Annotated in this window: 25 protein-coding genes; 20 read left to right on the top strand and 5 right to left on the bottom strand. The window is 54.7% G+C overall.

Annotation, left to right across the window (positions count from 1 at the left end; genetic code table 11):
* The first annotated feature begins 439 nt into the window (after positions 1-439).
* The 4 genes from HGO37_RS17915 to HGO37_RS17900 are packed head-to-tail and all read left to right on the top strand — an operon-like array spanning position 440 to position 5,053.
* Positions 440-940, top strand: a complete 501-nt coding sequence (locus HGO37_RS17915; RefSeq protein WP_250984506.1) for a Csu type fimbrial protein — start codon at positions 440-442, stop codon at positions 938-940.
* Positions 941-961: 21 nt separating this feature from the next.
* Positions 962-1,681 (top strand): fimbrial biogenesis chaperone, encoded by a 720-nt coding sequence (locus HGO37_RS17910; RefSeq protein WP_250984505.1) that lies wholly within the window; start codon positions 962-964, stop codon positions 1,679-1,681.
* The gene (locus tag HGO37_RS17905; RefSeq protein ID WP_250984504.1) at positions 1,653-4,097 is read left to right on the top strand and encodes a fimbria/pilus outer membrane usher protein; all 2,445 of its coding nucleotides are present in this window, start codon (positions 1,653-1,655) and stop codon (positions 4,095-4,097) included. The genes HGO37_RS17910 and HGO37_RS17905 overlap by 29 nt, the downstream gene beginning before the upstream one ends.
* Positions 4,094-5,053 carry a Csu type fimbrial protein gene (locus tag HGO37_RS17900; protein WP_250984503.1) on the top strand — a complete coding sequence of 320 codons (960 nt, stop codon included), beginning with the start codon at positions 4,094-4,096 and terminating at the stop codon, positions 5,051-5,053. The genes HGO37_RS17905 and HGO37_RS17900 overlap by 4 nt, the downstream gene beginning before the upstream one ends.
* Positions 5,054-5,121: 68 nt before the next feature.
* On the opposite strand, the gene HGO37_RS17895 is transcribed toward HGO37_RS17900, so the two are convergent.
* The gene (locus HGO37_RS17895) at positions 5,122-6,201 is read right to left on the bottom strand and encodes a D-TA family PLP-dependent enzyme (RefSeq protein ID WP_250984502.1); all 1,080 of its coding nucleotides are present in this window, start codon (positions 6,199-6,201) and stop codon (positions 5,122-5,124) included.
* A gap of 185 nt (positions 6,202-6,386) precedes the next feature.
* On the opposite strand from HGO37_RS17895, the gene HGO37_RS17890 reads away from it, so the two are divergent.
* The 6 genes from HGO37_RS17890 to HGO37_RS17865 all read left to right on the top strand — a co-directional run bounded on the left by HGO37_RS17890 (position 6,387) and on the right by HGO37_RS17865 (position 10,652).
* Positions 6,387-7,229 (top strand): transporter substrate-binding protein, encoded by an 843-nt coding sequence (locus HGO37_RS17890; RefSeq protein ID WP_192489739.1) that lies wholly within the window; start codon positions 6,387-6,389, stop codon positions 7,227-7,229.
* 75 nt (positions 7,230-7,304) lie between these two features.
* Positions 7,305-7,967, top strand: coding sequence for an amino acid ABC transporter permease (locus tag HGO37_RS17885; RefSeq protein WP_250984501.1), 663 nt, complete (start codon positions 7,305-7,307; stop codon positions 7,965-7,967).
* Positions 7,968-7,971: 4 nt separating this feature from the next.
* Positions 7,972-8,637 carry an amino acid ABC transporter permease gene (locus tag HGO37_RS17880; RefSeq protein WP_192489741.1) on the top strand — a complete coding sequence of 222 codons (666 nt, stop codon included), beginning with the start codon at positions 7,972-7,974 and terminating at the stop codon, positions 8,635-8,637.
* Positions 8,638-8,648: 11 nt separating this feature from the next.
* On the top strand, positions 8,649-9,419 hold the full coding sequence (locus tag HGO37_RS17875; RefSeq protein ID WP_250984500.1) for an amino acid ABC transporter ATP-binding protein: 771 nt from the start codon (positions 8,649-8,651) through the stop codon (positions 9,417-9,419).
* An 18-nt stretch (positions 9,420-9,437) separates the two neighbouring features.
* On the top strand, positions 9,438-9,827 hold the full coding sequence (locus HGO37_RS17870; protein ID WP_192489743.1) for a RidA family protein: 390 nt from the start codon (positions 9,438-9,440) through the stop codon (positions 9,825-9,827).
* 18 nt (positions 9,828-9,845) lie between these two features.
* Positions 9,846-10,652, top strand: a complete 807-nt coding sequence (locus HGO37_RS17865; RefSeq protein WP_250984499.1) for an IclR family transcriptional regulator — start codon at positions 9,846-9,848, stop codon at positions 10,650-10,652.
* Positions 10,653-10,666: 14 nt separating this feature from the next.
* On the opposite strand, the gene HGO37_RS17860 is transcribed toward HGO37_RS17865, so the two are convergent.
* The 3 genes from HGO37_RS17860 to greA all read right to left on the bottom strand — a co-directional run bounded on the left by HGO37_RS17860 (position 10,667) and on the right by greA (position 12,611).
* Entirely contained in the window at positions 10,667-11,014 is a 348-nt protein-coding gene (locus HGO37_RS17860) for a RidA family protein (RefSeq protein WP_192489745.1), read from the bottom strand.
* A gap of 58 nt (positions 11,015-11,072) precedes the next feature.
* Positions 11,073-12,017, bottom strand: a complete 945-nt coding sequence (locus HGO37_RS17855; protein WP_250984498.1) for an MYG1 family protein — start codon at positions 12,015-12,017, stop codon at positions 11,073-11,075.
* Between the two features lie 111 nt (positions 12,018-12,128).
* On the bottom strand, positions 12,129-12,611 hold the full coding sequence (gene greA, locus HGO37_RS17850) for a transcription elongation factor GreA (RefSeq protein ID WP_250984497.1): 483 nt from the start codon (positions 12,609-12,611) through the stop codon (positions 12,129-12,131).
* A gap of 357 nt (positions 12,612-12,968) precedes the next feature.
* On the opposite strand from greA, the gene HGO37_RS17845 reads away from it, so the two are divergent.
* The 10 genes from HGO37_RS17845 to HGO37_RS17800 all read left to right on the top strand — a co-directional run bounded on the left by HGO37_RS17845 (position 12,969) and on the right by HGO37_RS17800 (position 22,189).
* Positions 12,969-15,683 (top strand): ATP-binding protein, encoded by a 2,715-nt coding sequence (locus HGO37_RS17845; protein WP_250984496.1) that lies wholly within the window; start codon positions 12,969-12,971, stop codon positions 15,681-15,683.
* A gap of 116 nt (positions 15,684-15,799) precedes the next feature.
* A complete protein-coding gene (locus tag HGO37_RS17840; protein WP_250984495.1) occupies positions 15,800-16,357 on the top strand; it encodes a type 1 glutamine amidotransferase family protein in 558 nt (185 codons plus the stop codon).
* 257 nt (positions 16,358-16,614) lie between these two features.
* Entirely contained in the window at positions 16,615-17,445 is an 831-nt protein-coding gene (locus HGO37_RS17835) for an alpha/beta fold hydrolase (RefSeq protein WP_250984615.1), read from the top strand.
* Between the two features lie 91 nt (positions 17,446-17,536).
* The gene (locus tag HGO37_RS17830; protein WP_250984494.1) at positions 17,537-18,334 is read left to right on the top strand and encodes an SDR family NAD(P)-dependent oxidoreductase; all 798 of its coding nucleotides are present in this window, start codon (positions 17,537-17,539) and stop codon (positions 18,332-18,334) included.
* Between the two features lie 19 nt (positions 18,335-18,353).
* On the top strand, positions 18,354-18,839 hold the full coding sequence (locus tag HGO37_RS17825) for a hypothetical protein (protein ID WP_250984493.1): 486 nt from the start codon (positions 18,354-18,356) through the stop codon (positions 18,837-18,839).
* Positions 18,781-19,494, top strand: coding sequence for a hypothetical protein (locus HGO37_RS17820; protein ID WP_250984492.1), 714 nt, complete (start codon positions 18,781-18,783; stop codon positions 19,492-19,494). The genes HGO37_RS17825 and HGO37_RS17820 overlap by 59 nt, the downstream gene beginning before the upstream one ends.
* Positions 19,495-19,542: 48 nt before the next feature.
* On the top strand, positions 19,543-20,187 hold the full coding sequence (locus tag HGO37_RS17815; RefSeq protein WP_250984491.1) for a MarR family winged helix-turn-helix transcriptional regulator: 645 nt from the start codon (positions 19,543-19,545) through the stop codon (positions 20,185-20,187).
* A 39-nt stretch (positions 20,188-20,226) separates the two neighbouring features.
* A complete protein-coding gene (locus HGO37_RS17810; RefSeq protein ID WP_250984490.1) occupies positions 20,227-20,943 on the top strand; it encodes a hypothetical protein in 717 nt (238 codons plus the stop codon).
* A 73-nt stretch (positions 20,944-21,016) separates the two neighbouring features.
* Positions 21,017-21,565 (top strand): carboxymuconolactone decarboxylase family protein, encoded by a 549-nt coding sequence (locus HGO37_RS17805; RefSeq protein ID WP_250984489.1) that lies wholly within the window; start codon positions 21,017-21,019, stop codon positions 21,563-21,565.
* Positions 21,566-21,625: 60 nt separating this feature from the next.
* Positions 21,626-22,189 carry a redoxin family protein gene (locus HGO37_RS17800; protein WP_250984488.1) on the top strand — a complete coding sequence of 188 codons (564 nt, stop codon included), beginning with the start codon at positions 21,626-21,628 and terminating at the stop codon, positions 22,187-22,189.
* A gap of 64 nt (positions 22,190-22,253) precedes the next feature.
* Here HGO37_RS17800 and HGO37_RS17795 read toward each other — a convergent pair whose 3' ends face one another.
* Positions 22,254-23,036: an SDR family NAD(P)-dependent oxidoreductase gene (locus HGO37_RS17795; RefSeq protein WP_250984487.1), complete on the bottom strand. Its 783-nt coding sequence runs from the start codon at positions 23,034-23,036 to the stop codon at positions 22,254-22,256.
* Position 23,037 lies beyond the last annotated feature (1 nt).

The following is a 23,037-nucleotide window of genomic DNA, read 5'->3' as shown; positions in this document are numbered from 1 at the left end:
TAAAATCGTGCCGTTTGATGCCAGCGATGTAATCGGAAACGGGCACTTAACGAGGCAGATCCGAGACCTATCATTAAGGAAATCTAAACCTGATAACAGCGCCTCTTCAGTTGGCAAATTTAACGTCCGGTAAAGACATAATCGTAAGTGCCGGAAAAACAGTTGGCAGATGTGGCTGGCAGTTGCTAGCCAGACAATTTCCGCACCAGCTAATCAATACATTGATAATAAACAATTTTACCCCGCAAGATCCCCCAAATTCTCGATAAGTGATTGTACTACATATTCAATTTCGCCCGGTAGTTATTCGGGTTCGGAATTTAAGAATTTGTTAACCCAATCTAAGCGAACATTAGCAAGTTCTTATTACTCGTTATTGGAGTATTCGTTCATTGCCCGGCGCCGGCCAACTTGCGGTGCAATGGCACAGGGAGAGAGCATGAAGTTCGCACCAATACGCTATTTTGTTCCGTTTGTTTCGCTGATGTTTTTGCCCGCCGTCACCTTTGCGCAGACATCTACATCGACGAACTTCACGGTGCAGATCACCATTCAGGCAGCCTGCCAGATTAACTCTGCCGCCAATCTCAATTTTGGCACCAATGGTGTTCTCGAGGCCAATGTAGATGCAACCAGCCAGATTATCGTGCAATGCACGACGGGCACGCCATTTAGTCTAGGTCTAAGTGCGGGCGCTGGGACTGGCGCAACAGTTGCGACACGTTTAATGACCGGACCCGCCTCGGCCACAATCGCTTATAGCCTCTACAGAGATGCCGCACATTCACTTGTTTGGGGCAACACGGTAGGCACGGACAGGTTAACCGGGACAGGAACCGGCGCGGCACAGCCTTTTACTGTGTATGGGCGTGTTGGGCCCCAAAACACCCCTGCTCCTGGCACTTACACGGATACCGTGACGGCCACACTCACTTATTGATCGCCAAAGGGAGGATCGCATATGCGTCTTTTTACTTTAGCGGCTGCGTTACTTGCCGGTTTGTATGTTTCACCTTCTTACGCAACTTCGCTGCGGGTATCCCCCGTCATTCTGGATCTCAGAGCACCAGCAGCAACGTCCACTCTGCGCATACGCAATGATGCTAAAACAGCGATCAATGTTCAGGTCCGGATTTTCCGCTGGACCCAGCAAAACGGCTCGGATGTTTTAACGGCGGTAGACGATGTTGTTGCCAGCCCGCCGATCACGCAACTCAAACCCGGAGCGGAAAATCTCGTCCGCATCGTGCGGCTCTCCAAGGCGCCTGTGAAGGCTGAAGAGAGCTACCGCGTCATGGTCGATGAATTGCCAACACAGGGTAAACTTCGATCCGGCACGATCAATCTCGTTGTCCGCCATTCCATCCCTGTCTTTTTCTCGAAAGACGATGCCAGCGAGGCGCAGCCAACATGGTCTGTGACACCCAAGGGCAATGGCTACCAGGTTACCGTCTCTAATAAAGGCTCCAAGCGCCTGCGCATCGCAAATATCAAGCTGCTCAACGGAAGTGGTCAAGCGGTTGCCCAGCAACAGGGACTTGTTGGCTATGTCCTCGGAAAATCCGGGGCAAGCTGGCTGGTGCCGGCAGCGGGCGGCAAGCGAGGCGGCGGCACACTGAAAATTTCCGCAGATAGCGAAAGCGGCACTGTCAATGCGACGGCGCGCGTTAAAGGCGGTTAGCCTTGCCGTTTTGACGATTGCAGGTTTGACGATCATTTCATCGCGCAGTTTTTCCCAGGATCAGGATTTACCTCCTGATGCTTCACCCCCCTCTGTTGCCGCCGAGGAGGTGAGAGAGTTACAACTTGAAGTCTATATCAACGATGTTTCAACAGAACTGATCGCCACCTTTCGTCAAAACAGCACCGGCTCGCTCCTGATTGAGCCGGTTCAATTAAGAAATGTCGGAATTATCCCGGTTGAAACTGCTGCCGGTGCCGATGGTTGGGTTGATATCGCCATGCTGCCGGATGTCAGCTGGCGTTACGACGAAAGCAACCAGTCCATCTATTTTTCGCTTTCGACGGAAGCCCGCGCCAGCAAGGTCATCGACGCCTCCGGCCAACCCGATGCGCAAGAGGACGAAGAAAAAAAAGAACGAGCCACGAGCGATCTGGGAGGTTTGGTGAATTACACGATCTACGGATCATCCGGCGGTAAAAGCTGGTCGGACATTGTCGAATATAACGGCGTCTCGGCCTTGCTGGAAAGCCGTGTTTTGGGCCCACTCGGTGTCTTGTCATCCTCCCAGGTCCTGAGCACCTCAAAGGTCGAGCAGTTTGACAGCAAACGCCTCGACACCACTTGGAGCTATTCCGATGAAGATAGTATGACGACTTATCGAGCAGGCGACCTGATTACCGGCGGGCTGACATGGACACGCCCGATGCGGATGGGTGGAATACAGATACGTCGCAACTTCGATCTGCGTCCGGATATTGTCACGATGCCAATGCCGGATTTTTCCGGCTCTGCTGCGGTGCCTTCTACCGTTGATGTCTATGTCGACAATATCAGACGTATCTCGCAGGAGGTGCCCGAAGGCCCATTTTCCATTACAAACCTTCCCGTGGTCAGCGGTGCTGGCAATGCACGGCTGGTGGTGCGCGATGCGCTGGGACGGGAGACCGTGTCGGAAACACCGTTTTTTGCATCGGCAGATTTGCTGGCACCCGGCCTCATCGACTTTTCCGCCGAACTCGGTTTTGCCCGCAACAATTACGGCATCTCCTCATTTGACTATGACGAGAATTTTCTCGGCTCCGCGACCGTCCGGTACGGCTTGACCAACAAGTTGACCGTAGAAGGCCATGCCGAAGGCGGCGAGGAATTTTATAATGTCGGGCTTGGTGGTGTTTTCACACTCGGCGCATTCGGATTGGGCACCGTTTCGGGTTCCACCAGCCACTTCCGGGAAGACAGTGGCTATCAGCTATCGGCTAGCGTCGAAGCAGAATTGTTGGGAATGCAGGTTTTTGCGCGCTCGCAGCGGGCGTTCGGCGATTATCATGACATGGCATCCGTCGCGGCAACCAGATCGAAAAATGCAACGGCTTTGAATTTGGTGAACGCCCGCCCGGCGCGTTCGCTTGATCAGATTTCCCTCTCCACCCAACTCAGCTTCGATGAAGCAAGTCTCAACTTTTCCTACACGCAGCTGGAAACTTTTGATGAAAGAAAATCCCGGCTGCTCGGCCTTTCTGTCACACGGCCTATCGGCGAAAACGGCAACGTCTTTATCACCGCCTACAAGGATTTGGCGGATAAAAAGTCCTATGGAATTTTTGCCGGTCTTTCCTGGTCATTCGGCGGTGGCATTTCTACCGCTGCAGGCTTCTCGTCCAGCGCCGATGGTTATTCCGTCACGGCGGATGCGGTCAAATCCGAGCAGCAGACCGAGGGCAGTTATGGGTGGCGGTTGCGCGGCTCACGCGGCAACAATGATATCATTTCGGCCTCGGCCAGTTATCGCGGCAGCGCTGCACGGGTTGCAGCCGGTGTCGATCAATTCAACGGCAGCACCCAAGGCCACGTACAACTGGATGGATCGGTTGCCTTGGCTGGTGGTGACGTCTTCTTTGGCAACCGTATCGATGATGCCTTCGCCGTCGTTGATGCCGGCGCGCCGGGTGTCGAGATTTCGCTGGAAAACCGCCCCATCGGCCAAACCAACCGCCGCGGCAAGATCTTGCTTCCGAACTTGCGGTCTTATGATGCTAACATGATCACGCTCGACCCGGCCAACCTGCCAATCGATGCGCGAATTGACCGAACCAAACAGACGGTGATTCCGACGGAAGGCGGCGGTTCCGTCGTTGATTTCAAAGTGGAGACCGGCGGTCACGTCGCGCTGGTGACATTGAAATCAGAAAGCGGAGATGTCATCGAAACAGGGTCTTCCGGCACCATCGATGGCAATGACGAAAGTAGTTTTGTGGTCGGCTACGACGGACAGGCCTATCTCGAAAACGTCTCGAACAAGCACCGACTTCTTATTCATCAGCCGACCAAAGGCGACTGCGAGGCGCAGATCGTTATTGGATCGACCACGGAGACCCGTGCAACCCTTGAAGCGACATGCAGGAGCGTTCAATGATGATGCTGACCCGTGCAGGCCTTGCCATCGCAGCCTTTCTTTGCGCCGCACCGGTGCTGGCGCAAACATGCAGCTTCAGTATGACGGATATGAATTTCGGTTTCGTCAATCTGGCAAGCGGCGCGGCCGTGGATACAACGGCCACATTAAATGTGACCTGCACCAACCCGTTGGCACTGGGCCTGTCGGTGCGCATCTGCCCCAATATCAACGCAGGCAGTGGCGGCCAATCCGGCGGCATCCGCCGCATGCTTCAGGGCAGCAACATACTCAATTATCAACTGTATCAAAATGCCGGAAGAACAACACCTTGGGGTTCCACCACACAAACGGCACTGGGTTCGCCACCGCCTATCGACCTGTTGCTACCCATTCTGCCGCCACTGCTTGGCAGCACCAGCCGCACCGTCTACGGCAGAATTTTAGCCAGTCAGGCATCTGCTGCGCGCGGTATCTATCTCTCGAGTTTCGCTGGCGCGCAAACCAGCTTCACCTATACGACCTATACGTTGCTGGCACCGAATTGCTCTGACGTTACTCAGAATCCAACACTGGTCCCGTTTAACGTAACGGCGGCTGTGGAACCGGCGTGCCTTGTGTCGGCGCAGTCGATCAACTTCGGCAACCATGGCGTTCTCAATAGTGCAGTCGATGCAAACGGGGCGATCACACTGACCTGTACTGCGAACCTTGCCTACAGCATTGCCCTCAATGGCGGATTGAGCAATAGCCCGCCTGCTGCGCGGCAGATGGTCTTGGGAAGCTCATCGGTTATTTACGGGCTCTACAGGGACGCCGCTCGATCCAGTGTCTGGGGCAGTGCCGCTGGACAGGTGGTCACCGGCACAGGAACCGGGACATCACAGAGCGTAACCGTCTACGGTCGCGTTCCGGCACAAAACACGCCGACGCCGGGGCAATATAATGACACGGTTGTTGTGACGGTCAGCTATTAGCCGATGGCCACCGTATCAAAAGCCTCCTGCCACGCATAAGCGGCAAGAGGCTTTCAACTCAACCAGCATCAGACAATCTTGCCACGGGCGGCAACAGGCCATTTCTCAACGCCGGACACACCAGCGCCGGTTACGAAAACAGCATCCACCATGTTCGTTACCACGCAAACGTGGTTCGGCACGATTCGCAGGCGATCGCCGACATTCAGACCGATGGAACCGGTACTGACAAGACGACCATGTTCCTCGGACAACTGATCAATTGTGATGTCATCACGACCGAGCACATGACCATAGCCTGTCAGCCCAAGAAGGTCAGATGTTAGCGTCTTGGAACCAGCATCGATGATCGCACGGTTTGGTGCTGGCACAGAAACAACCGTCGCAAGCACCGTCAGGGCGCAATTATCCCACGTCGTCACGCCGCGTGATACGAGCGAGCGGTCATTATAGATATAGGTTCCCGGACGATACTCTGTCGTGACAGGCGCCTCGGCAGCATGCATCATCGACGGCGTGCCGCCCGATGTGATCACCGGAACAGCGATGCCCTGCGCCTCGATAAGCGACTTCGCTTCTCCCATAAAGCGCTCCACCGATACCTCCCCACCAGCGGGCGGATAGGTCATCAGACCGCCAAACACGAGCCCCGGCGCCGCATCAATATAGGCTGCAAGTTTCAGAGCCGCATCAGGCGCCGGAACACCACAACGGTTGGCACCGGTGTCGCATTCCACCAGAACGGCAAGCGGCTGCGCCTCACCAGCGAACGTCGCAGACAGCCCATCCACAATCTCTGCGCTATCAGCAACAACCGATAGCTTTACCTTTCTGGCAAGCGCCTTCAAGTGCTCCAGCTTTTCGCTGCCGATGATGTTGTAGGTGATCAGCACATCGGTGATTGCGTCGCTGCCTGCAACCATCGCCTCTGCTTCCGACACTTTCTGGCAGGTGATACCAATTGCTCCGGCAGCAAGTTGCATCTCTGCCAATGCAGGCAATTTGTGTGTCTTGATATGCGGTCTTACCCGCAATCCATTTTGATCAGCATAGCTCTGAAAACGCTCGACATTCGCCTTTGCGATATCAAGGTCAACGAGGATTGCGGGCGTGTTGGTTACGTCAATGTCGCTGGTCGAGAAGGGCATAAATTCCTCTGTCTTCGCAAGTACGGAGCTGCCGCAAAATACATCACTTTGCGGCGCCGAACCAATTATCACCTACACCTATTGACAATACATCTCCCATGATACTTGATATGTCAATCCAATAAAACAGACACGTGTCCATTATATTGGAATAAAAGGAAACGTTCAGTTCATAGGGGAACGCCATGACCATTTCTTTCCGCACCGGCATCATGTCTCTGGTCGCCGCCACATTCCTTTCCACCACTCCGGTTCTTGCCGACGGCAGCAAACTCGATGAAGTTCTTGCACGCGGCCATCTTGTGCTCGGCACAGGCAGCACCAATGCGCCATGGCACTTCAAGAGCGCCGACGACAAGCTGCAGGGTTTTGACGTTGATATGGGCCGCATCGTTGCCAAGGCGCTGTTTGGCGATCCAGACAAGATTGAATACGTCAACCAGTCGTCTGACGCCCGTATTCCAAACATCACCACCAACAAGGTTGACCTGACCTGCCAGTTCATGACGGTAACAGGCGAACGCGCGCAGCAGATCGCCTTCACCATTCCTTATTACCGTGAAGGCGTAGGCCTGATGCTCAAGGCAGACGGCAAATATGCTGATTATGAAGCTCTGAAGGCCGCTGGTTCGTCCGTGACCATCTCGGTTCTGCAGAATGTGTACGCTGAAGCCATGGTTCATGCCGCTCTGCCGGATGCGAAGGTTGACCAGTACGAATCCGTTGACCTGATCTATCAGGCTCTGGAATCCGGCCGCTCCGACGCTGCCGCAACCGACCAGTCGTCACTTGCCTGGTACATGACCCAGAACCAGGGCCGCTACAAGGATGCTGGTTACGGCTGGAACCCACAGACCTATGCTTGCGGCGTCAAGCGTGGCGACCAGGACTGGCTGAACTTCGTCAACACCGCCCTGCATGAAGCCATGACCGGCGTCGAGTTCGATTTCTATGCGAACTCGTACAAGACTTGGTTCGGTAAGGAACTTGCACCGCCACAGATCGGCTTCCCGGTCGAATACAAATAAGCTCACCGGCTTGTCTCATATGGACGGAGGGCACAGCCCTTCGTCCCGCTCACTCTACTATGGCAGGATGACGCCATGGGCTACACGCTCAATTTTGCCGCCGTCTGGCGCAGTTTCGACCAGCTTCTCGAAGGTCTGTTACTCAGTCTTGGCCTTGCTTTTGTTGCCATTCTGATCGGTGCGCTAATCGGTCTGCTTGTCGCTTTCGCGCTGATCTCTAAGAATGTCTGGATCAAGGCTCCGGCTGCGACCTATGTCACTATCATTCGCAACCTGCCGATCCTCGTGCTGGTGCTGTTTGCCTATTTCGCATTACCGCAACTTGGCGTGCGGCTTGGCAAGATCGAAAGTTTTGTCGCCGTTCTAGCGATCTATTCCGGTGCCTATCTGGCCGAAGTGTTTCGGGCCGGCTTGTTGTCGATCCCGCGCGGTTTGACGGAAGCAGGTCTCGCCATCGGCCTGACGCCGATGCAGATCCGCATATCGATCATTGCACCGCTGATGTTCCGCAATGTGCTGCCATCGCTGTCCTCTACGATCATTTCACTGTTCAAGGACACATCACTTGCTGCGGCTATCGCCGTGCCGGAACTGACCTTCGAAGCACGCAAGATCAATGTCGAGACGTTTCGTATCGTCGAAACCTGGATCGTCGCATCAGGTCTCTACGTCACCACCTGTTTTGTGCTCGCCGCGCTGATGCGTTTTGTCGAGCGCCGTCTGGCCGTTCCGAGGTGATGTCATGATGGATTTTTCCGCTTTTTTTGATCAGGTCTGGCTGGCGCGTTACGTCATCCTCAAAGGCCTTGGCGTCACGGTATCGATCTCGCTTCTGTCGATCCTCGCAGGCTCAGTACTCGGTGTGTTCGTTGGCCTGTCCCTCGTTTACGGTAATCGTGTGCTGCGCTTCTTTGTCCGCGCCTACACTGACTTCATCCGTGGCACACCGGTTCTCGTACTGGTTCTCGCCAGCTATTACGTGCTGTCAGCTGTCGGCATCGAACTTGGACCGTTTCAGGCGGGCGTGTTTGCCCTCGCCATCTTCTGTTCCTCGCATGTCGGCGAAATCGTCCGTGGTGGCCTGCAGGCCATTCCCAAGGGACAGACCGAGGCCGCCAAGGCAATCGGCCTGACCTTCAGCCAGACCTTTGCCTATGTGCTGTGGCCACAGGCGTTGCGGCAGTTCCTGCCGGCCTGGGTCAATACGGCAGCGGAGATGGTCAAGGCATCGACCCTGCTTTCAGTGATTGGCGTTGCCGAGCTTTTGCTGCGCACGCAAGAGATCATCTCCCGCAATTTCATGAGCCTGCAGTTCTATTTCTTCGCCGGGCTTCTCTACTTCGTCATCAACTACAGCATCGAGCGTTTTGGCAAATACGTCGAACGCAAGACGGCTGTCCCGTCCTGAGGCCGCATGTCATGAGCAAGGTACTTCTCGAAATTCAGGGGCTGCGCAAGCAATATGGCCCGCTCGAAGTCTTAAAAGGCGTCGATACCACCATGCACGAGGGCGAAGTCATCTCGATCATCGGCTCTTCCGGCTCCGGCAAGACGACAATGCTTCGTTGCATCAACATGCTGGAAGAATTCCAGGGCGGACATATCCGCCTAGCGGGAGAAGAGATCGGTTACGAATACTCCGGCAACACCCGCAAACGTAAAAGCGAAAAGGAAATTGCCCGACAGCGCGCCATGACCGGCATGGCCTTCCAGCAATTCAACCTTTTCCCGCACATGACGGCGTTGCAAAACGTCATGCTCGGTCTCGTCAAGGTGAAGAAAAAGAGCCGTGACGAAGCCCGCGCCATTGGCGAAAAGTGGCTTGAGCGCGTCGGCCTCGGTTCGCGTGGCGGCCATTTCCCCGGCCAGCTCTCGGGCGGCCAGCAGCAACGTGTTGCCATTGCCCGTGCCATTGCCATGTCACCGCAACTGATGCTGTTCGACGAAGTCACCTCGGCCCTTGACCCCGAACTGGTTGGTGAAGTGCTGCAGGTTATCAAGGGCCTGGCCGCAGACGGCATGAGCATGTTGCTCGTCACCCACGAAATGCGCTTCGCTTATGAGGTGTCCAGCCGTGTGATCTTCATGAACCAGGGCGTCATCTGTGAAGAAGGCGATCCCAAGGAAATGTTCATCAAGCCGAAAACCGAGCGGCTTGCAGAATTCCTCAAGACATCCAGTTTCAACTAAAAGAAAAGAGAGAATGCAATGACTATCAAGCGTTACGGTGCGGGTGAAACCGGTGCAGGCGGACAGCCCCTTCCCTTCGCCAGAGCAGTTGAAGCCAATGGATGGCTGCATGTTTCCGGTCAAGTGCCGATGGAAAATGGCGAAATCGTACGCGGCGGAATTGTCGCCGAGACCCGCAAGGCAATCGAAAATCTGATTGCCATCCTGCATGAGGCCGGTTACGGCGTGGAAGACGTGGTCCGTGTTGGCGTCTGGCTGGACGATCCGCGCGACTTCTGGAGCTTCAACGGCGTTTACGCAGAATACTTCGGCGCCAACCCACCAGCCCGCGCTTGTGTTCAGTCGAGTATGATGGTCGATTGCAAGGTAGAAGTCGACTGCATTGCTTACCGCGCCGACCGCGGCTGACAAGATTTGGAGAACAGCATGACCGAGGCGCCAGCCGATACGGTATCGCGACGCACAAGGGGACTGGATCGCGCATTCGAGATCCTCGAGTTTCTGCGCGTGAAGCGACAACCCATGCGGCCAAACGAGATCGCCTCGGAAATCGGGGCACCCCGATCGTCAGTTTATGAGCTGATCAATCTTTTGTTGCGCCACGGCATGCTCGACTACGAAGGAGGAGACGGCCGCGTTTATCTCGGCCGCCGCCTCTACTTCCTCGGCACAGCCTATGCCGAACAATTCGATCTGATGCGCGAATGCGACCGCATGCTGATCCGCCTTGCGGAAGAGACCCGCGAAACCGCACAGATGTGCTTGCTTGAAGGCCGCAAATATACCGTTGCCATGATGCGTGAAGGCATTCGTCCGTTCCGCATTTCATCCAATATTGGTGAACTGGTTTCCATCGCCTGGACGGCGTCCGGCCGTCTGCTTGTTTCGCATTTAAGCGACCAGCAGATCCTTGATCTGATCCCGGCGGAAGATTTCGTTCTACCAAATGGCAGACGTATGGAACCGGCGGAATTCATTGCACAAGTGCGTCAGGCCAGCCGCGACGGCTTTTTTACCTTCAACAGTGAAGTCGAGAACTTCACCCATTGTTTTGCCGTGCCGATCTATCAGGCGGATGGCGCGTGCATCGCCACCCTTTGTCTCGTTGCGCCACGAGAAGACGGTTTGCGTAATCGCACCGCCTATCTCGAGAGCTTGATCAAGGCAGCAGACGAGATATCCGAGAAGCTTGGTTTCCATAAAGTGAGAAACCAGGCCACTATCGCCGGATAACCCTCCGCTACACGTTACTTCGCTGCAATCGCAGTCATTTCCACCAGCAGGTCCGGGCGGGCAAGACGTGCCTCTACCGTTGCACGGGTTGGTGCGTGGCCCTTCGACACCCAGGCGTCCCAGGCTTCATTCATTTCATCGAAACCGGACATGTCAGCCAGATAGATATTGACGCTGACCAGATTGTCCTTGGTCACGCCAGCCTTTGAAAGCGTGTCCTCCATATCGAGAAGCACCTCTTCAGTCTGGATTTTGACCGACTGGCCACGGGTCTTTTCAGCGATATGACCGGACAGGAAAATCAGGTTTCCGACAACGACTGCGTCACTCCAGCGATCAGTCAGTCCAATTCTCTCAATCATAACAATCTCCTTTTCGCAGTGACACGTCACTCGCAGAGGGTGACGGCATGAGGCCGGTTTATTCGACTGTCGCCAGTGAAGCCTGCTCCGTTGCAAGGGCTTGCCTGACCGCGATCTCGGCCATGGCCAACGCGGCCTCACGGGTACGGGCGGCGGCGACAAAACGGCCATTGTGGCAGAAGCTTGCGCCTTCCACACCACTTGCGGCTTCCAGATCGCCATTGGTCAGGCCCGCCCATGCGGCAGGCAAATCAGCGCGCACTTCAAAGCCTTCATCGGCGCGACGAATGGTCGTCAGACACCAGTCCTTGTCACGTGGATGCACCACGAACAGCAAATGATCGGCACCGGCCTTGATGATCGTTGGGCGGAATGGCATGCCCATTGGCAATTCCAGAACGCGCCCTTCCCCTGCGTTGTTGATTGCCTGAAGAACAACCGCCTCCGCACGCATTTTGGAGGCGCTTTGGGCAATTCTAGCTTCGACAAAGCTGCGCGCTACGCCAAGTGCTGCGTGGAAAGCGCGATCGCTTGCGTCAGGATCAGTGTCGTCAAACACAGGCTTGAGCGTCTCAAGCAATACAGGGAGTGTTAGCCCGCCCAAAATGCCTGAGGGGCTGAGTGCGCCATTATCGACCAGATCAATCGGCAGCACGAAGTTTTCGTCAAATGATGCGTGAACCTTTTCAACATGTTCTACCGGCAGACCGGAAGCAACCAAGTAGTCGCGACCGTAATGCTTCCACACCAGACCAAAAGAGCTGTAAGGCTGGCCATCCTCGCGCAATGGCGCGCCGCGTTGGTGATGGTCGAAAATGTTCTTGTCGGCGTCATACGCACCGCCGACATCGTAGATGATGCGATCTTCGCCCGACGCGATCCACTCAGGCGCCCTGCTGCGGACAATACGTGCCTTCGGAAACAGCCGGGTCAGGATCACGCTGGACAGAAGTTCATCGGCATGGAAGCCACCGGAATGGGTGACGAGAAAGTCCGGGATCATACGGGAGACGTACCTTGTATTGTGGAAGATCAGCTTTGGGTGTGCACCAGATAGCCTGTGTTGAGTTTGATCTCAACCCGCCAATCATCTGTCATGCCGTCGCGTGAACGTTTATGCGATTTCGATGATCTCGATTTCCTGATTTCCCGACTGCACCACATCACCGACAGTCTTGCCGATAAGAAGCCGGGCCACAGGAGAGACAAAGGAGATAGAGCCTTTTGTCGGATCAGCCTCATCTTCGCCGACAATCCGATAGGTTTGCACACGTCCGTCATCCCGACTGAAGGTAACGGTGTTGCCGAAGGCAACCTTGTCGGTTGATGACGGCACCTGCATCAACTGAGCCGTATGAACTCTGGCCGAGTAGTAACGCAAATCCCGCAAGGGATTGCCCGCCTGACGTCGGCGTTCGTTGACATCCTCGATGGCATTGGCGACAGCAAAGGCTTCACGCGCCTGTTGCAACTGCAATTCAAGCGCCTTCAATCCCGCCTCTGTCACGAGATTGGGATGAGGTGAAATGGGGCGATCAGGAAGCAGGGTTTCCGAAGCTGCTTCGGCACTTTCTTCCTTGACAAAGGCAACACTCAATTTCCAACTCCGTCTGACATCAGGCTTATCTTTATCTGTAAGCCATTCTACGCCTTTTAGGTTCCGTAACCACAGCTGTCATCCCCCTCACGGTTTAAGCGCAAGCGCCGCTCAACAACCAAGCCACCGGATAGACAAAATACAAAATTCCATTCATGATTTTGTCGGAGAGACATTTTATACGGAAAATGACGGGACGTAACTCCAACCGCAGCCTTTCCCATAGTCTGCGCGGGCAGCGTTCACGCAGACAGTTGACACAGCCGCAAAATCTATCGCGCATTTCTATTTTTTATATTGAACACCAACAGTGCAGCTTAATCCGTTCGCATTAGGACCAATTGCTGAGGTTTCGCAGTGGAAGAAGAACTGCGTTTTGCATCCTTTTCGATCGTACCTGCCAGGCGCAGCCTGAAGCGGGATGGAGCGAATGTTGCGTTGGGAAGCCGCGCGATAGACATTTTGCTTTTCCTTATCTCAACCCCCGGCGCACTCAAGACCAACGACGAAATCGTAAAACACGTATGGCCGGACACATATGTTGATGAAGCCAATTTGCGGGTGCATTTGTCTGCACTTCGGAAAGCCCTTGGTGACACCAAATCAGAACCACAGTTCATCGCCAACATTCCCGGCAGAGGTTACACATTTGTTGGCGAGGTGATCCGGGATAGGAAGAACACCCAGCGCGAACCCATCCGACCACCCACGCCTGACGATGGTGGTCAAAGGGTCTTTGGTCGTAACCAGATCATCGAGGGAATTCTTGAACAGCTTCCCAAGAGTCGCCTTTTCACAATTACGGGGCCTGGCGGAATTGGAAAATCAACCGTGGCCAAAGCCGTCGTCAGCCAGTTGGCAGGCGAACTTGAAATCATCAAAGTCGAACTTTCGGATATCGCATCCGGCGATTTGGTGCCTGCAGCCGTCGCCTCCAGCCTTGGCATCAAATACCGTTCTGACAATGTGTTGGCGACCATCTGTGCCACGCTGGAAACAAGGCCTGTCACAATCTTTCTGGACGGATGTGAGCATCTGATCGACGATGTAACGGACTTCGTAGAGGCTGTGCTACAACGAACGTCAAACACACGTTTTTTGGCAACGAGCCGTGAGCCTCTTCGTGCCAGCGGTGAGAGGGTTCATCGTCTTCTGCCGCTTGATGTCCCAGTATCAACAGTCAAACTCGAAGAAGCACTCGACTCTCCTGCGGTCCAGCTTTTTGTACAACGCGCAGATGCCTGTCTCGGTGGATATCAACTGACAGAAATGGACGTGCCTATTGTCATCGACATCTGTGCACGGCTTGACGGAATAGCTTTGGCGATTGAGTTGGCGGCAGGCAGGCTGGAATCGATGAGTATTTTGTCGCTTGCAGCATCGCTCCATGATTGTTTCAGGGTCTTGAGCCGTGGTCGACGCACTGCTTTGCCACGGCACCAAACACTGCGCGCAACACTCGATTGGAGTTACCAGCTGTTAGCCGTGGACGAACAACGGGGTCTGAACGAACTTTCCATCTTCAGAGGACGTTTTTCCATATCTGCCGCAACTGCGGTACTGAGTGATGACACTTACGATCTCGTGGCCGCCCTTGTCGCAAAGTCACTCGTGGTGGCGGAAACCTCGGCTTCCACCCAGCTGTACCGTTTGCTTGACACCACGCGCATCTATGCTGCGGAAAAACTGGCTCAAACCCACGGCGTTAGCCCTGCCATGGAAAAGTTCGGCACATATCTCCTGCAATTGTTCGATACATCTTCAGCCAGAATTTACAGCCAAACCACCGAAGAGGCCGTCGAGGAATTTGGCCATATTGTTCTGGGTCTGCGCGCATGTCTCGACTGGGCACTGTCGACGGGTGGCAACAAGCTGCTGGGTGCAAGACTGACTGTTGCGGCATTGCCGCTATTTTTCAAGCTTTCGCTTTACGACGAATGCATCTCGGCCGTTACAGCGTCGATCGATTACCTGAACGCAAATCCCGGTATTGATGAGGCGAGCAGGATGAAACTTTATACTGCGATGGGGTGGCCGCAGATCATCACGGCGGCTTCACCCGGTCGGGGTGTGGAAGCGTGGAATGAATCTGCCGATATCGCAGAAAGACTCGGCGACGTGGACCATCAACTGCGCGCAATATGGGGATTGTGGGTCGATGCCATCAATCGGGCGGAACCTAAGACTGGCCTTCATCTGGCAACGCGGTTTGCCGAACTTGCAATTTCATCGCCCGATCCTGCCGATATAGTCATCGGCAATCGGATCAGAGGTGCGACATTACACTGGCTCGGGCGCCATGCCGAAAGTGAAACATACCTCGCGACCATGTTGCGTGATTATCAGGGTCTGCCATCGACGGGGCACGTTATCCGTTTTCAGTTCGACCAGCGGGTAACTGCTCAGATCATATTGTCGCGCTGCAAATGGTTTTTAGGACGACAACAGGAGGCCATGGCGGATGTTGTATCAACCCTGGAATACGCCCAATCCGTTGGCCACTACGCATCGCTGACCAATGCCCTTGCAGAAGCGGCATGCCCACTTGCTCTGATGTCTGGACAAGACCGTCTGGCCGCTGAGTACATTGCTCTACTCAAAGAGCACACCAAAGCCACGATGCTTGATGTCTGGCGAACATATGCGGTGTGTTTCGAAGCGGAACTTTTGCGGCGGCAGGGAGACGACAGAACTGCCCTGTCACAAATACAATCCGGTCTGCAATCGCTTCGCAATGCCGGTTTCAACCTTTTTGAAACAATGTTCATCACAACAGAAGCAAGAGCATTGTCCGGGCTTGGTCGCAACGTCGAGGCCATGAATGTAATCAATACCGCAATGGAAAAATGCGCCGCCGCTGGCGTGGCATGGTGGCAGCCTGAAATGTTGCGGACCAAGGCAGAAATCCAGCTCAAAACATCAGACCTGGGCGAAGCGCGCTCGACCCTGGCACTTGCTTATGAGTCTGCTCAGTCGGCTGGTGCCATTCCTCTGCTAAAATCGGTGGAAGATAGCGTGTTTGCGTGTGGTCTCTATGAAAAGCAGCTATCGACTAGACAAAACGCCTCCTAACTGGCCTCGTTACCGACAAGCAGTATCCCGTCCTTCCTTTACACCAATTTACAACTCTCAACTCGTCAACGCCGGTCAGTCGAGCGATCATCTTCTTCCAGGTTGAGGAGATCGCAATGGAAGGCATTCAGCCGACCCGTTTTCTGGTTATCCTTGCAGCGAACGACAGTGACCAAGCAGCAAATTCGAAGATCACATTAAGCGATTTTGCACCGGTCTATTATCTTTTCAAGGATTTTGGCGCTGACATTGTCCTCACCACGCTGACAGGTGAATACCCAGAATTGTCAGATGTCAGGGAGAAGGCATCGCAACACCAAGCAGTGCGGCGATTTATGGATGACAGAGTGGCACGCGAAGAACTTGCGGACACACTTAGTCTCGAGCAGATCGACCTTGAGGATTTCGATGCGATATTCTGTCTCGGAATGTCGCGACACCTTTGGGATTTTGAAAACAGCAAACCACGGTCTTTCCTTGCGTCGTTCCTCGACAGTGGAAAACCAGTCGCCATATTCCCAGCCCATATTGTAACACTTCGCCTTCAAGACGACAGGCATAACAGGCTCATTACTGAGGGTTCCGACGGGTCACCCTTGACGACGGCACTTGCACTCCTCGAGGCCGCAGGCCGGCGCTCTCTTGATATTAACACAGATAGAACAACGACATAAAATGACCGTGTCGGGCGTTTGCATCATTTTACGACGCTTTACTCGCCATAGCCCCGTCTTCGGCTCAATCTGTTTTCCGTGAACGATCAATCATCAGGGAGGGCGTTATGAGTGAATTCACAGCCGTAAACGTTGCGTCGCGGCTAACCCGCCGTGAGGTCATTATGGCGAGCGGTATCGTCGCCGCCGCCATGGCTCTGCCCAACCAATCCCACGCCACAACACACTTTTCCACACATCCATCGGAGAACCATGTCATGTCATTTGTAAAAGTAAGCGACGGAACCGAGATCTATTACAAGGATTGGGGTCCAAAAGACGCGCAACCAATTGTCTTCCATCATGGCTGGCCACTCAGCGCGGATGATTGGGATGCCCAGATGATGTATTTCCTCGACAAGGGCTACCGCGTCATTGCGCATGACAGGCGTGGCCATGGTCGCTCAACACAGACCTGGACCGGAAACGAGATGGACACCTACGCCGCCGACGTTGTAGCGCTGACGGATGCCCTTGATCTCAAGAACGCCATCCACATAGGCCATTCAACCGGCGGCGGTGAAGTCGCCCATTACGTTGCCCGCGCAAAATCTGGCAGAGTGGCAAAGGTGGTACTGATCGGTGCCGTGCCACCAATCATGGTCAAATCGGACAGGAACCCGGCCGGACTACCGATTGAGGTGTTTGACAGTTTCCGGGCAGCATTGGTTGCCAACCGCGCCCAGTTCTTTCTCGATGTCCCTGCCGGCCCCTTTTACGGTTATAACCGGCCGGGCGCCAAGGTCAGCCAAGGCGTCATCGAAAATTGGTGGCGGCAAGGCATGGCTGGCGGTGCAAAAGCGCACTACGATTGCATCAAGGCTTTTTCCGAAACCGATTTCACGGAAGATCTGAAAGCCATTACCGTCCCAACACTCGTGATGCATGGCGATGATGACCAGATCGTGCCTTATGCGGATTCTGCGCCACTTTCCGTCAAGCTGCTCAAGAACGGTACTCTGAAGACCTATGCTGGTCTGCCTCACGGCCTGTGCACCACCCATCCTGAAATCGTCAATCCCGATCTGCTTGCCTTCATCAAGGGCTGATCTGCGTGGTCGGGAGCAATGTATGTGCGTTGCTTCCGGCACCAAAACGAACGGATTATTTACATCTCATCGTCTCAGGGAAGGACAGAACATGACAAGGAAAACTGCTCTTGTTACCGGTGCGTCATCGGGCATTGGCGCCGTATATGCCGAAAAGCTCGCTGAGCGAGGTTTTGATCTCGTCGTCGTCGCCAGAGATATCGACCGGCTTAATCAATTGGCTGACACACTCTCAGAAAAACATGGTGTCTCGATTACGCCACTTGCCGCAGACCTCTCCAAATCCAATGACATCAAGCGCGTGTTGTCAGCCATCTATGAGGACAAGTCATTGGAGTTGCTCGTCAATTGTGCAGGGATAGGGCCGAAAGGCTCGGTCCTTTCATCTGATGCCGAGGATCTCTCCGGCATGGTCTATCTCAATGTTGACATTTTGCACACGCTGACGGTGACCGCTGCCAAGACATTCGCAGATCGTGGCAAGGGTGGTATCATCAACATCGCTTCCGTAGTGGCTTTGATGCCGGAACGCTTCAACCCGACCTACGTTGCCAGCAAGGCATTTGTTCTTGCACTGACGCAAGCCCTCGCCGTTGAACTTGAACCTCGCGGGGTTCAGATCCAGGCTGTACTTCCCGGCTTCACCCGCACGGAAATCTTTGATCGTGCAGGTATCGATATCAACGTCATCCCAGCAGACATGATGATGGATGCCGACGAAATGGTAACGGCAGCACTTGCAGGGTTTGACCGTGGTGAGACGGTCACGATCCCCTCCCTGGAGGAGGCCAGCCTCTGGCAAAAAATGGAAGAGGCTCGACTTGGCCTGGCACCATTTTTATCCCTGAAACATTCAGCCACACGTTACGGGGTCGGGCAGAAAACCTGAGATCAGGTTTGAAGGGGGCATGACCATGGTATGGACATTGGGAAGAGGCGCCATTTTTACGGGCGCGCTGCTGTTTGCCAGCACATCTGCACAGGCGCATGTCAAATGGTTCGCACCCTATATCGTGGGTGCCCCACCACAATCATTGTCCATTGTTCTCAAGGATACATGGTTCTGGATCGGCATTGCACTTGTCGTCGTCTTTTTTGTGCTGACGCGCCTTGTTGAAATCAGTCCGCTCGGCAACAGGGTTCATGACGCGCTGGACCGCAGTACTGATGTTTTGTGGAAAAGGCTCGACGACTATGTGCGCGTTACGGTCGGGGCATTTTTTGTAGCTATATTTTCGGTGGGCGGCGTATATTTAACACCTGACCTGCGGACGCCGGCAGAGTGGTTTTCATGGCTGCAACTGGCCATCGCCGCCTGTATTTTTTCGAATAACAATGCCGTTGGCGGGTATCGGAATTCTGGCCTTATGGCTTTTGGCGATCCGCGACTATGACCTCTTCCATCTCTTCGATTATCTGGCGCTTGGCGCTGGCGTTGCCGCCTATCTCATCTTGGAGCCATCAAAAAACGAAAACCTCCGCTCACATCGGTTCGAGGCATTGCGATGGGGGCTCGCAATCGCCCTGATGTGGTCCAGCCTTGAGAAATTCGCCTATCCCGACTGGTTTTACCCCCTCATCCTGGAAAAGCCGTTCCTGACGTTCGGACTGCCGCGCGATGTCTTTATTCCGATGGCCGGCGTTGCGGAATTCACCATGGGGTTTGGTCTTTTGTGGACCCCTCTGATTCGGCGTCTTTCGGCCATTGCCCTCATTATCATTTTCACCGCTGCCGTCTGGCCTTTCGGACGCGTCGACCTGATCGGACACGGTCTGATAATGGCCATTCTGGTCGCCGTGGCCTGTGATCAATGCCGGGTGACCCACTTTCTGCCATCGTTGAAAATCCATCTGTCTGCCATACCCGGCGGCATTGCTGCGGCACTTGTGGTGTTTGCCACGGGCTATTGGGGGCTGCATTTCGCATTCTACGGTGCGAGCAGCTTTACAGGACCTGCAACGATTGAGAAGGCCACCCACTCACATAATCCCGAACAGCCACATGGCCCGATCTCCGATACCGGTATTGGCGCGCCACCAACAAAGTAAATAATTATTGGCCTTGAGCAAAATAGGACTCCTATATATATTCACTACATGGAAACAACACAGAACCCAGGCTCGGTCAATCATCGCATTCGGGAAGGCCTTGCCCGCATCGCAACGGTCATGCGCAACGAAGACTGGAGCCGAGCGAAAACATCAGGCCTGAACCCGACCCAACTCTCTATTCTTGAATTGCTGGAAGGGCGCGCGGCTGGGCTGTCTGTGAAGGATATTGCCGCCAATCTTGGTGTATCTCAACCGACGGCAACAGATTCCATCACCGCGCTTGAGCGTAAAGACCTGGTAGCAAAAAACAGTGACGGAATCGACAAGCGCTCGGTAAAAGTAGAGATCACAACCAAGGGGCGTGCGGTTCTTGACGTAGCAGAACCTGTATCAGGGGCGGCTGGGGATGCGGTTGATGCCCTGGCATCTCATGAGCAGGAAGACCTGCTGATCACGCTAGTCAAGATGATCAGTCATTTACAACAAAATGATGCGATCCCCATTCAGCGCATGTGTGTCAGCTGTCGATATTTCGCACCATACGCACATTCCGATGCGGCTCGCCCGCATCACTGTCATTTCGTAGACGCAGCATTCGGCCGACGGGAAATCCGTGTCGATTGCCGCGAACATGAGATCGCCGATCCGGCCGTCCAGGCTGCCACCTGGACCGCTTTTAACAAAGGATAGGTGAAAACCCTCCAGGCAACACAAAAAAGGAGACTATCGATGTTTGGTAAAACCGCAGCCGGCGCACTCATCGCCGGAACGGCATCGCTATGGCTGGCAACAGCATCCGCCCATTCGGTCACGGCAAAGCCAACCGAGGCTGTGCAGGCATCTTTCGACATCATTGAAACAACGATCACAGCCAAGGGCGACACTGCACTCTTTTCAACCCGCGTGCGTGGCGAAGCAGGCAAGGACAAACCCGATGCGACAGGCAAGTTCGAAGGGTCGAGCGTCTATGCCTATGTCTGGCCAACCAGTCTCGATAGTGGCGAAATCGGCTTTGAGAGCAAGCAGGGAATTGTCGCACTCGCGGTAACCTTCCATCCCGACTTCGACGACGCAGCCAATGGCGGCAAGAACCGTCATATCTGGCATCCGCACTGGGTGGTTCTGGCGCAGGACAAAGCCTGTGGCGGTGGCTTGAAAGTGATTGACATTCCCGAAGGTACGAAACCAAAGGTTCCTGCAACCTGGCCCGGCGTGCCATTGCTGATTGACAGTCCAGAGTATCCTACAAATTTCAAGGGCGATCGGGTCGACGTCGAAATCCCGCTATCCCTGATCAATGGCATTGTCGGAGCGTCTTTTGATGGTGTGACAGCCGGCCTGAAGGTGAACGGCAATCTGCACGCCCCACTCTTATGCGTCAGCAACGTCTTCAAGGTTGCATCTGGCGATCTCAGTCTGCCCGGCAAGGTCATGCCTGGCGAGTAAAACAAGCGCCGGTTCAGTGACTGCCATCACCAAACCGGCAATCCCTCCCCTCCAGGCATTGAAAGGAAAGAACATGACAAGAATTACTCTTATTGAACCATCGAGCGCAACAGGCACGACGGCTGAAAAGCTCTCCGAGATAAAGGCGGCCTTCGGCATAGTGCCAAATATGTTCAAAGCGGCGGCAAATTCGCCGGCAGCGCTTTCCAGCATGTGGGGCTCGTTTGCCGCACTCGGCGGCGGGCGACTGGGTGCCAAGCTCGGTGAACAGATTGCGGTTGCCATAGCTGATCGCAACAACTGCAACTATTGCCTTGCCGCACATACAGGTCTCGGCCGTAAAGCTGGTGCGACCACGATTGAGATGTCTGAAGCACAGGCAGGTAGAGCGCCAGATCCCAGAACGCAGGCCGCGCTCGATTTCTCGATCAAGGTTGTTGAGAACCGGGCGGACATCACCGGGGACGATGTTGCAAGCCTTCGCAATGCTGGTTTCGATGATGAAGAAATTGTCGAAATCCTTGCACATATCGCACTCAACCTCTTCACCAACTACCTCAATGTGGCGCTGGATGTTCCGGTCGATTTCCCGGGTGTGAAGCTTACGCGAGCCGCCGCGTAATACCCATCCGGCGGGCGGGTCGTTCCCTCACGGCCCGCCTTCCCTGAAAGGATCAAACTTATGGCTACTTCCAATCTGATTTACGCCCCGGAACTGGCAATCAGCGAATGGTTCAACGTTTCCCATCCTCTGACATTGGCCGAATTGCGTGGGCGCCCGGTGCTGTTGCACAGCTTTCAGCTTCTTTGCCCTGGCTGCGTCAGCCAATCGATACCGCAGGTTCAGAAGATTGAACGTATCTTTGCCGATACCGATCTCCAGGTCATTGGTATCCACACCGTGTTCGAACACCATGCCGCAATGTCCCCGGTTACCCTCAAGGCATTTCTTCACGAATACCGCATCAAACACCCGGTGGGGGTAGACTTGCCCGACGAACAAACCGATACGCCCATCACCATGCAGCGCTTTGGCCTGCGTGGCACGCCCTCCTCAATCCTGATCGGAAGAGATGGCGCGATCAAGCATCATATCTTCGGGGTTGAGGACGACATGGCTGTAGGCGCCCGAATTGCCATGGCGCTCGCGGAGAAAGTGCCTGACCTGTCGCCAGCCTCCAAAGCAGATGACACTGTTGGCTGCGCCGAGGGGCGTTGCGAAATTTCCAAGCACATCGCATCCTGAGAGAGAGCCCTCTCGGGCTTTGTAAAGCTTTCGGCGGTAACGCCGAGAGCCGCTGCTTCAGCCGTCAGAAAACGCCCGGATAACCGGCACCATCGCTCAAGATGTGTTGGCCGGTCAGGAAGCCCGAATGCGCAGAACACAGGAACACGCAAAGGGACGCAAATTCCTCAGGCGTAGCAAACCGATTGGCTGAATTGGTTGAAGAACGCTCCGCCCATATCTGATCAAAACTCTTGCCCGCCGCTTCCGCCAGATCACGGCCGTGCTGAAACTGCGTTTCCGTGGCAATGATGCCCGGCAGGGCAGTGTTGAGGGTCACGTTATGAGCTGCATATTTCCGCGCCACCCCGGTGATAAACCCCGACAAACCAAGCCGCGGACTGGTCGACAGGGCCAACTCCGCACTTGGCTCTTTGACGAAGCGGGAGGTCACCGCAACAATGCGCCCAAACTTGCGCTCTGCCATACCATCAATCACGCCGGTGATCAGTTCAACCGGTGCCAGCATCATCAGGTCGAGTGCGCGCAGCCAGTCGTCATTGCTCCACTTACGGAAATCCCGCTCAGTGCGCGGCCAGCCACCATTATGGATGAGGATGTCAGGATCATTGCAATAGGAGAGCACTTTGGCGCGCTCTTCCTTATGCCCGAGATCTGCCGCCACATAATCGACATTGACGGCATGAAGGTCTTTCAATGCCGCCGCTGCCCGTTCCAGCTTTTCTTCATTGCGCGCTACGAGAACCAAATTGACGCCTTCCGACGCGAGGAGTTTTGCAGCGGCATAGCCGATACCTTCACTTGCCCCACATACCAAGGCCTTCCGGCCGTTCAAACCAAGATCCATA

The sequence above is a fragment of the Rhizobium sp. CG4 genome (assembly GCF_023701965.1).
GTDB lineage: Bacteria > Pseudomonadota > Alphaproteobacteria > Rhizobiales > Rhizobiaceae > Agrobacterium.
The sequence above is the reverse complement of the archived record's forward strand: the minus strand, read 5'-3'. Positions and strand labels throughout refer to the sequence as shown.

Coding starts and splice junctions, on each gene's coding strand:
- HGO37_RS17915 (WP_250984506.1), top strand. CDS start 440: ATGAAGTTCGCACCAATACGCTATTTTGTTCCGTTTGTTTCGCTGATG.
- HGO37_RS17910 (WP_250984505.1), top strand. CDS start 962: ATGCGTCTTTTTACTTTAGCGGCTGCGTTACTTGCCGGTTTGTATGTT.
- HGO37_RS17905 (WP_250984504.1), top strand. CDS start 1,653: ATGCGACGGCGCGCGTTAAAGGCGGTTAGCCTTGCCGTTTTGACGATT.
- HGO37_RS17900 (WP_250984503.1), top strand. CDS start 4,094: ATGATGATGCTGACCCGTGCAGGCCTTGCCATCGCAGCCTTTCTTTGC.
- HGO37_RS17895 (WP_250984502.1), bottom strand. CDS start 6,201: ATGCCCTTCTCGACCAGCGACATTGACGTAACCAACACGCCCGCAATC.
- HGO37_RS17890 (WP_192489739.1), top strand. CDS start 6,387: ATGACCATTTCTTTCCGCACCGGCATCATGTCTCTGGTCGCCGCCACA.
- HGO37_RS17885 (WP_250984501.1), top strand. CDS start 7,305: ATGGGCTACACGCTCAATTTTGCCGCCGTCTGGCGCAGTTTCGACCAG.
- HGO37_RS17880 (WP_192489741.1), top strand. CDS start 7,972: ATGATGGATTTTTCCGCTTTTTTTGATCAGGTCTGGCTGGCGCGTTAC.
- HGO37_RS17875 (WP_250984500.1), top strand. CDS start 8,649: ATGAGCAAGGTACTTCTCGAAATTCAGGGGCTGCGCAAGCAATATGGC.
- HGO37_RS17870 (WP_192489743.1), top strand. CDS start 9,438: ATGACTATCAAGCGTTACGGTGCGGGTGAAACCGGTGCAGGCGGACAG.
- HGO37_RS17865 (WP_250984499.1), top strand. CDS start 9,846: ATGACCGAGGCGCCAGCCGATACGGTATCGCGACGCACAAGGGGACTG.
- HGO37_RS17860 (WP_192489745.1), bottom strand. CDS start 11,014: ATGATTGAGAGAATTGGACTGACTGATCGCTGGAGTGACGCAGTCGTT.
- HGO37_RS17855 (WP_250984498.1), bottom strand. CDS start 12,017: ATGATCCCGGACTTTCTCGTCACCCATTCCGGTGGCTTCCATGCCGAT.
- HGO37_RS17840 (WP_250984495.1), top strand. CDS start 15,800: ATGGAAGGCATTCAGCCGACCCGTTTTCTGGTTATCCTTGCAGCGAAC.
- HGO37_RS17835 (WP_250984615.1), top strand. CDS start 16,615: ATGTCATTTGTAAAAGTAAGCGACGGAACCGAGATCTATTACAAGGAT.
- HGO37_RS17830 (WP_250984494.1), top strand. CDS start 17,537: ATGACAAGGAAAACTGCTCTTGTTACCGGTGCGTCATCGGGCATTGGC.
- HGO37_RS17825 (WP_250984493.1), top strand. CDS start 18,354: ATGACCATGGTATGGACATTGGGAAGAGGCGCCATTTTTACGGGCGCG.
- HGO37_RS17820 (WP_250984492.1), top strand. CDS start 18,781: ATGCCGTTGGCGGGTATCGGAATTCTGGCCTTATGGCTTTTGGCGATC.
- HGO37_RS17815 (WP_250984491.1), top strand. CDS start 19,543: ATGGAAACAACACAGAACCCAGGCTCGGTCAATCATCGCATTCGGGAA.
- HGO37_RS17810 (WP_250984490.1), top strand. CDS start 20,227: ATGTTTGGTAAAACCGCAGCCGGCGCACTCATCGCCGGAACGGCATCG.
- HGO37_RS17805 (WP_250984489.1), top strand. CDS start 21,017: ATGACAAGAATTACTCTTATTGAACCATCGAGCGCAACAGGCACGACG.
- HGO37_RS17800 (WP_250984488.1), top strand. CDS start 21,626: ATGGCTACTTCCAATCTGATTTACGCCCCGGAACTGGCAATCAGCGAA.
- HGO37_RS17795 (WP_250984487.1), bottom strand. CDS start 23,036: ATGGATCTTGGTTTGAACGGCCGGAAGGCCTTGGTATGTGGGGCAAGT.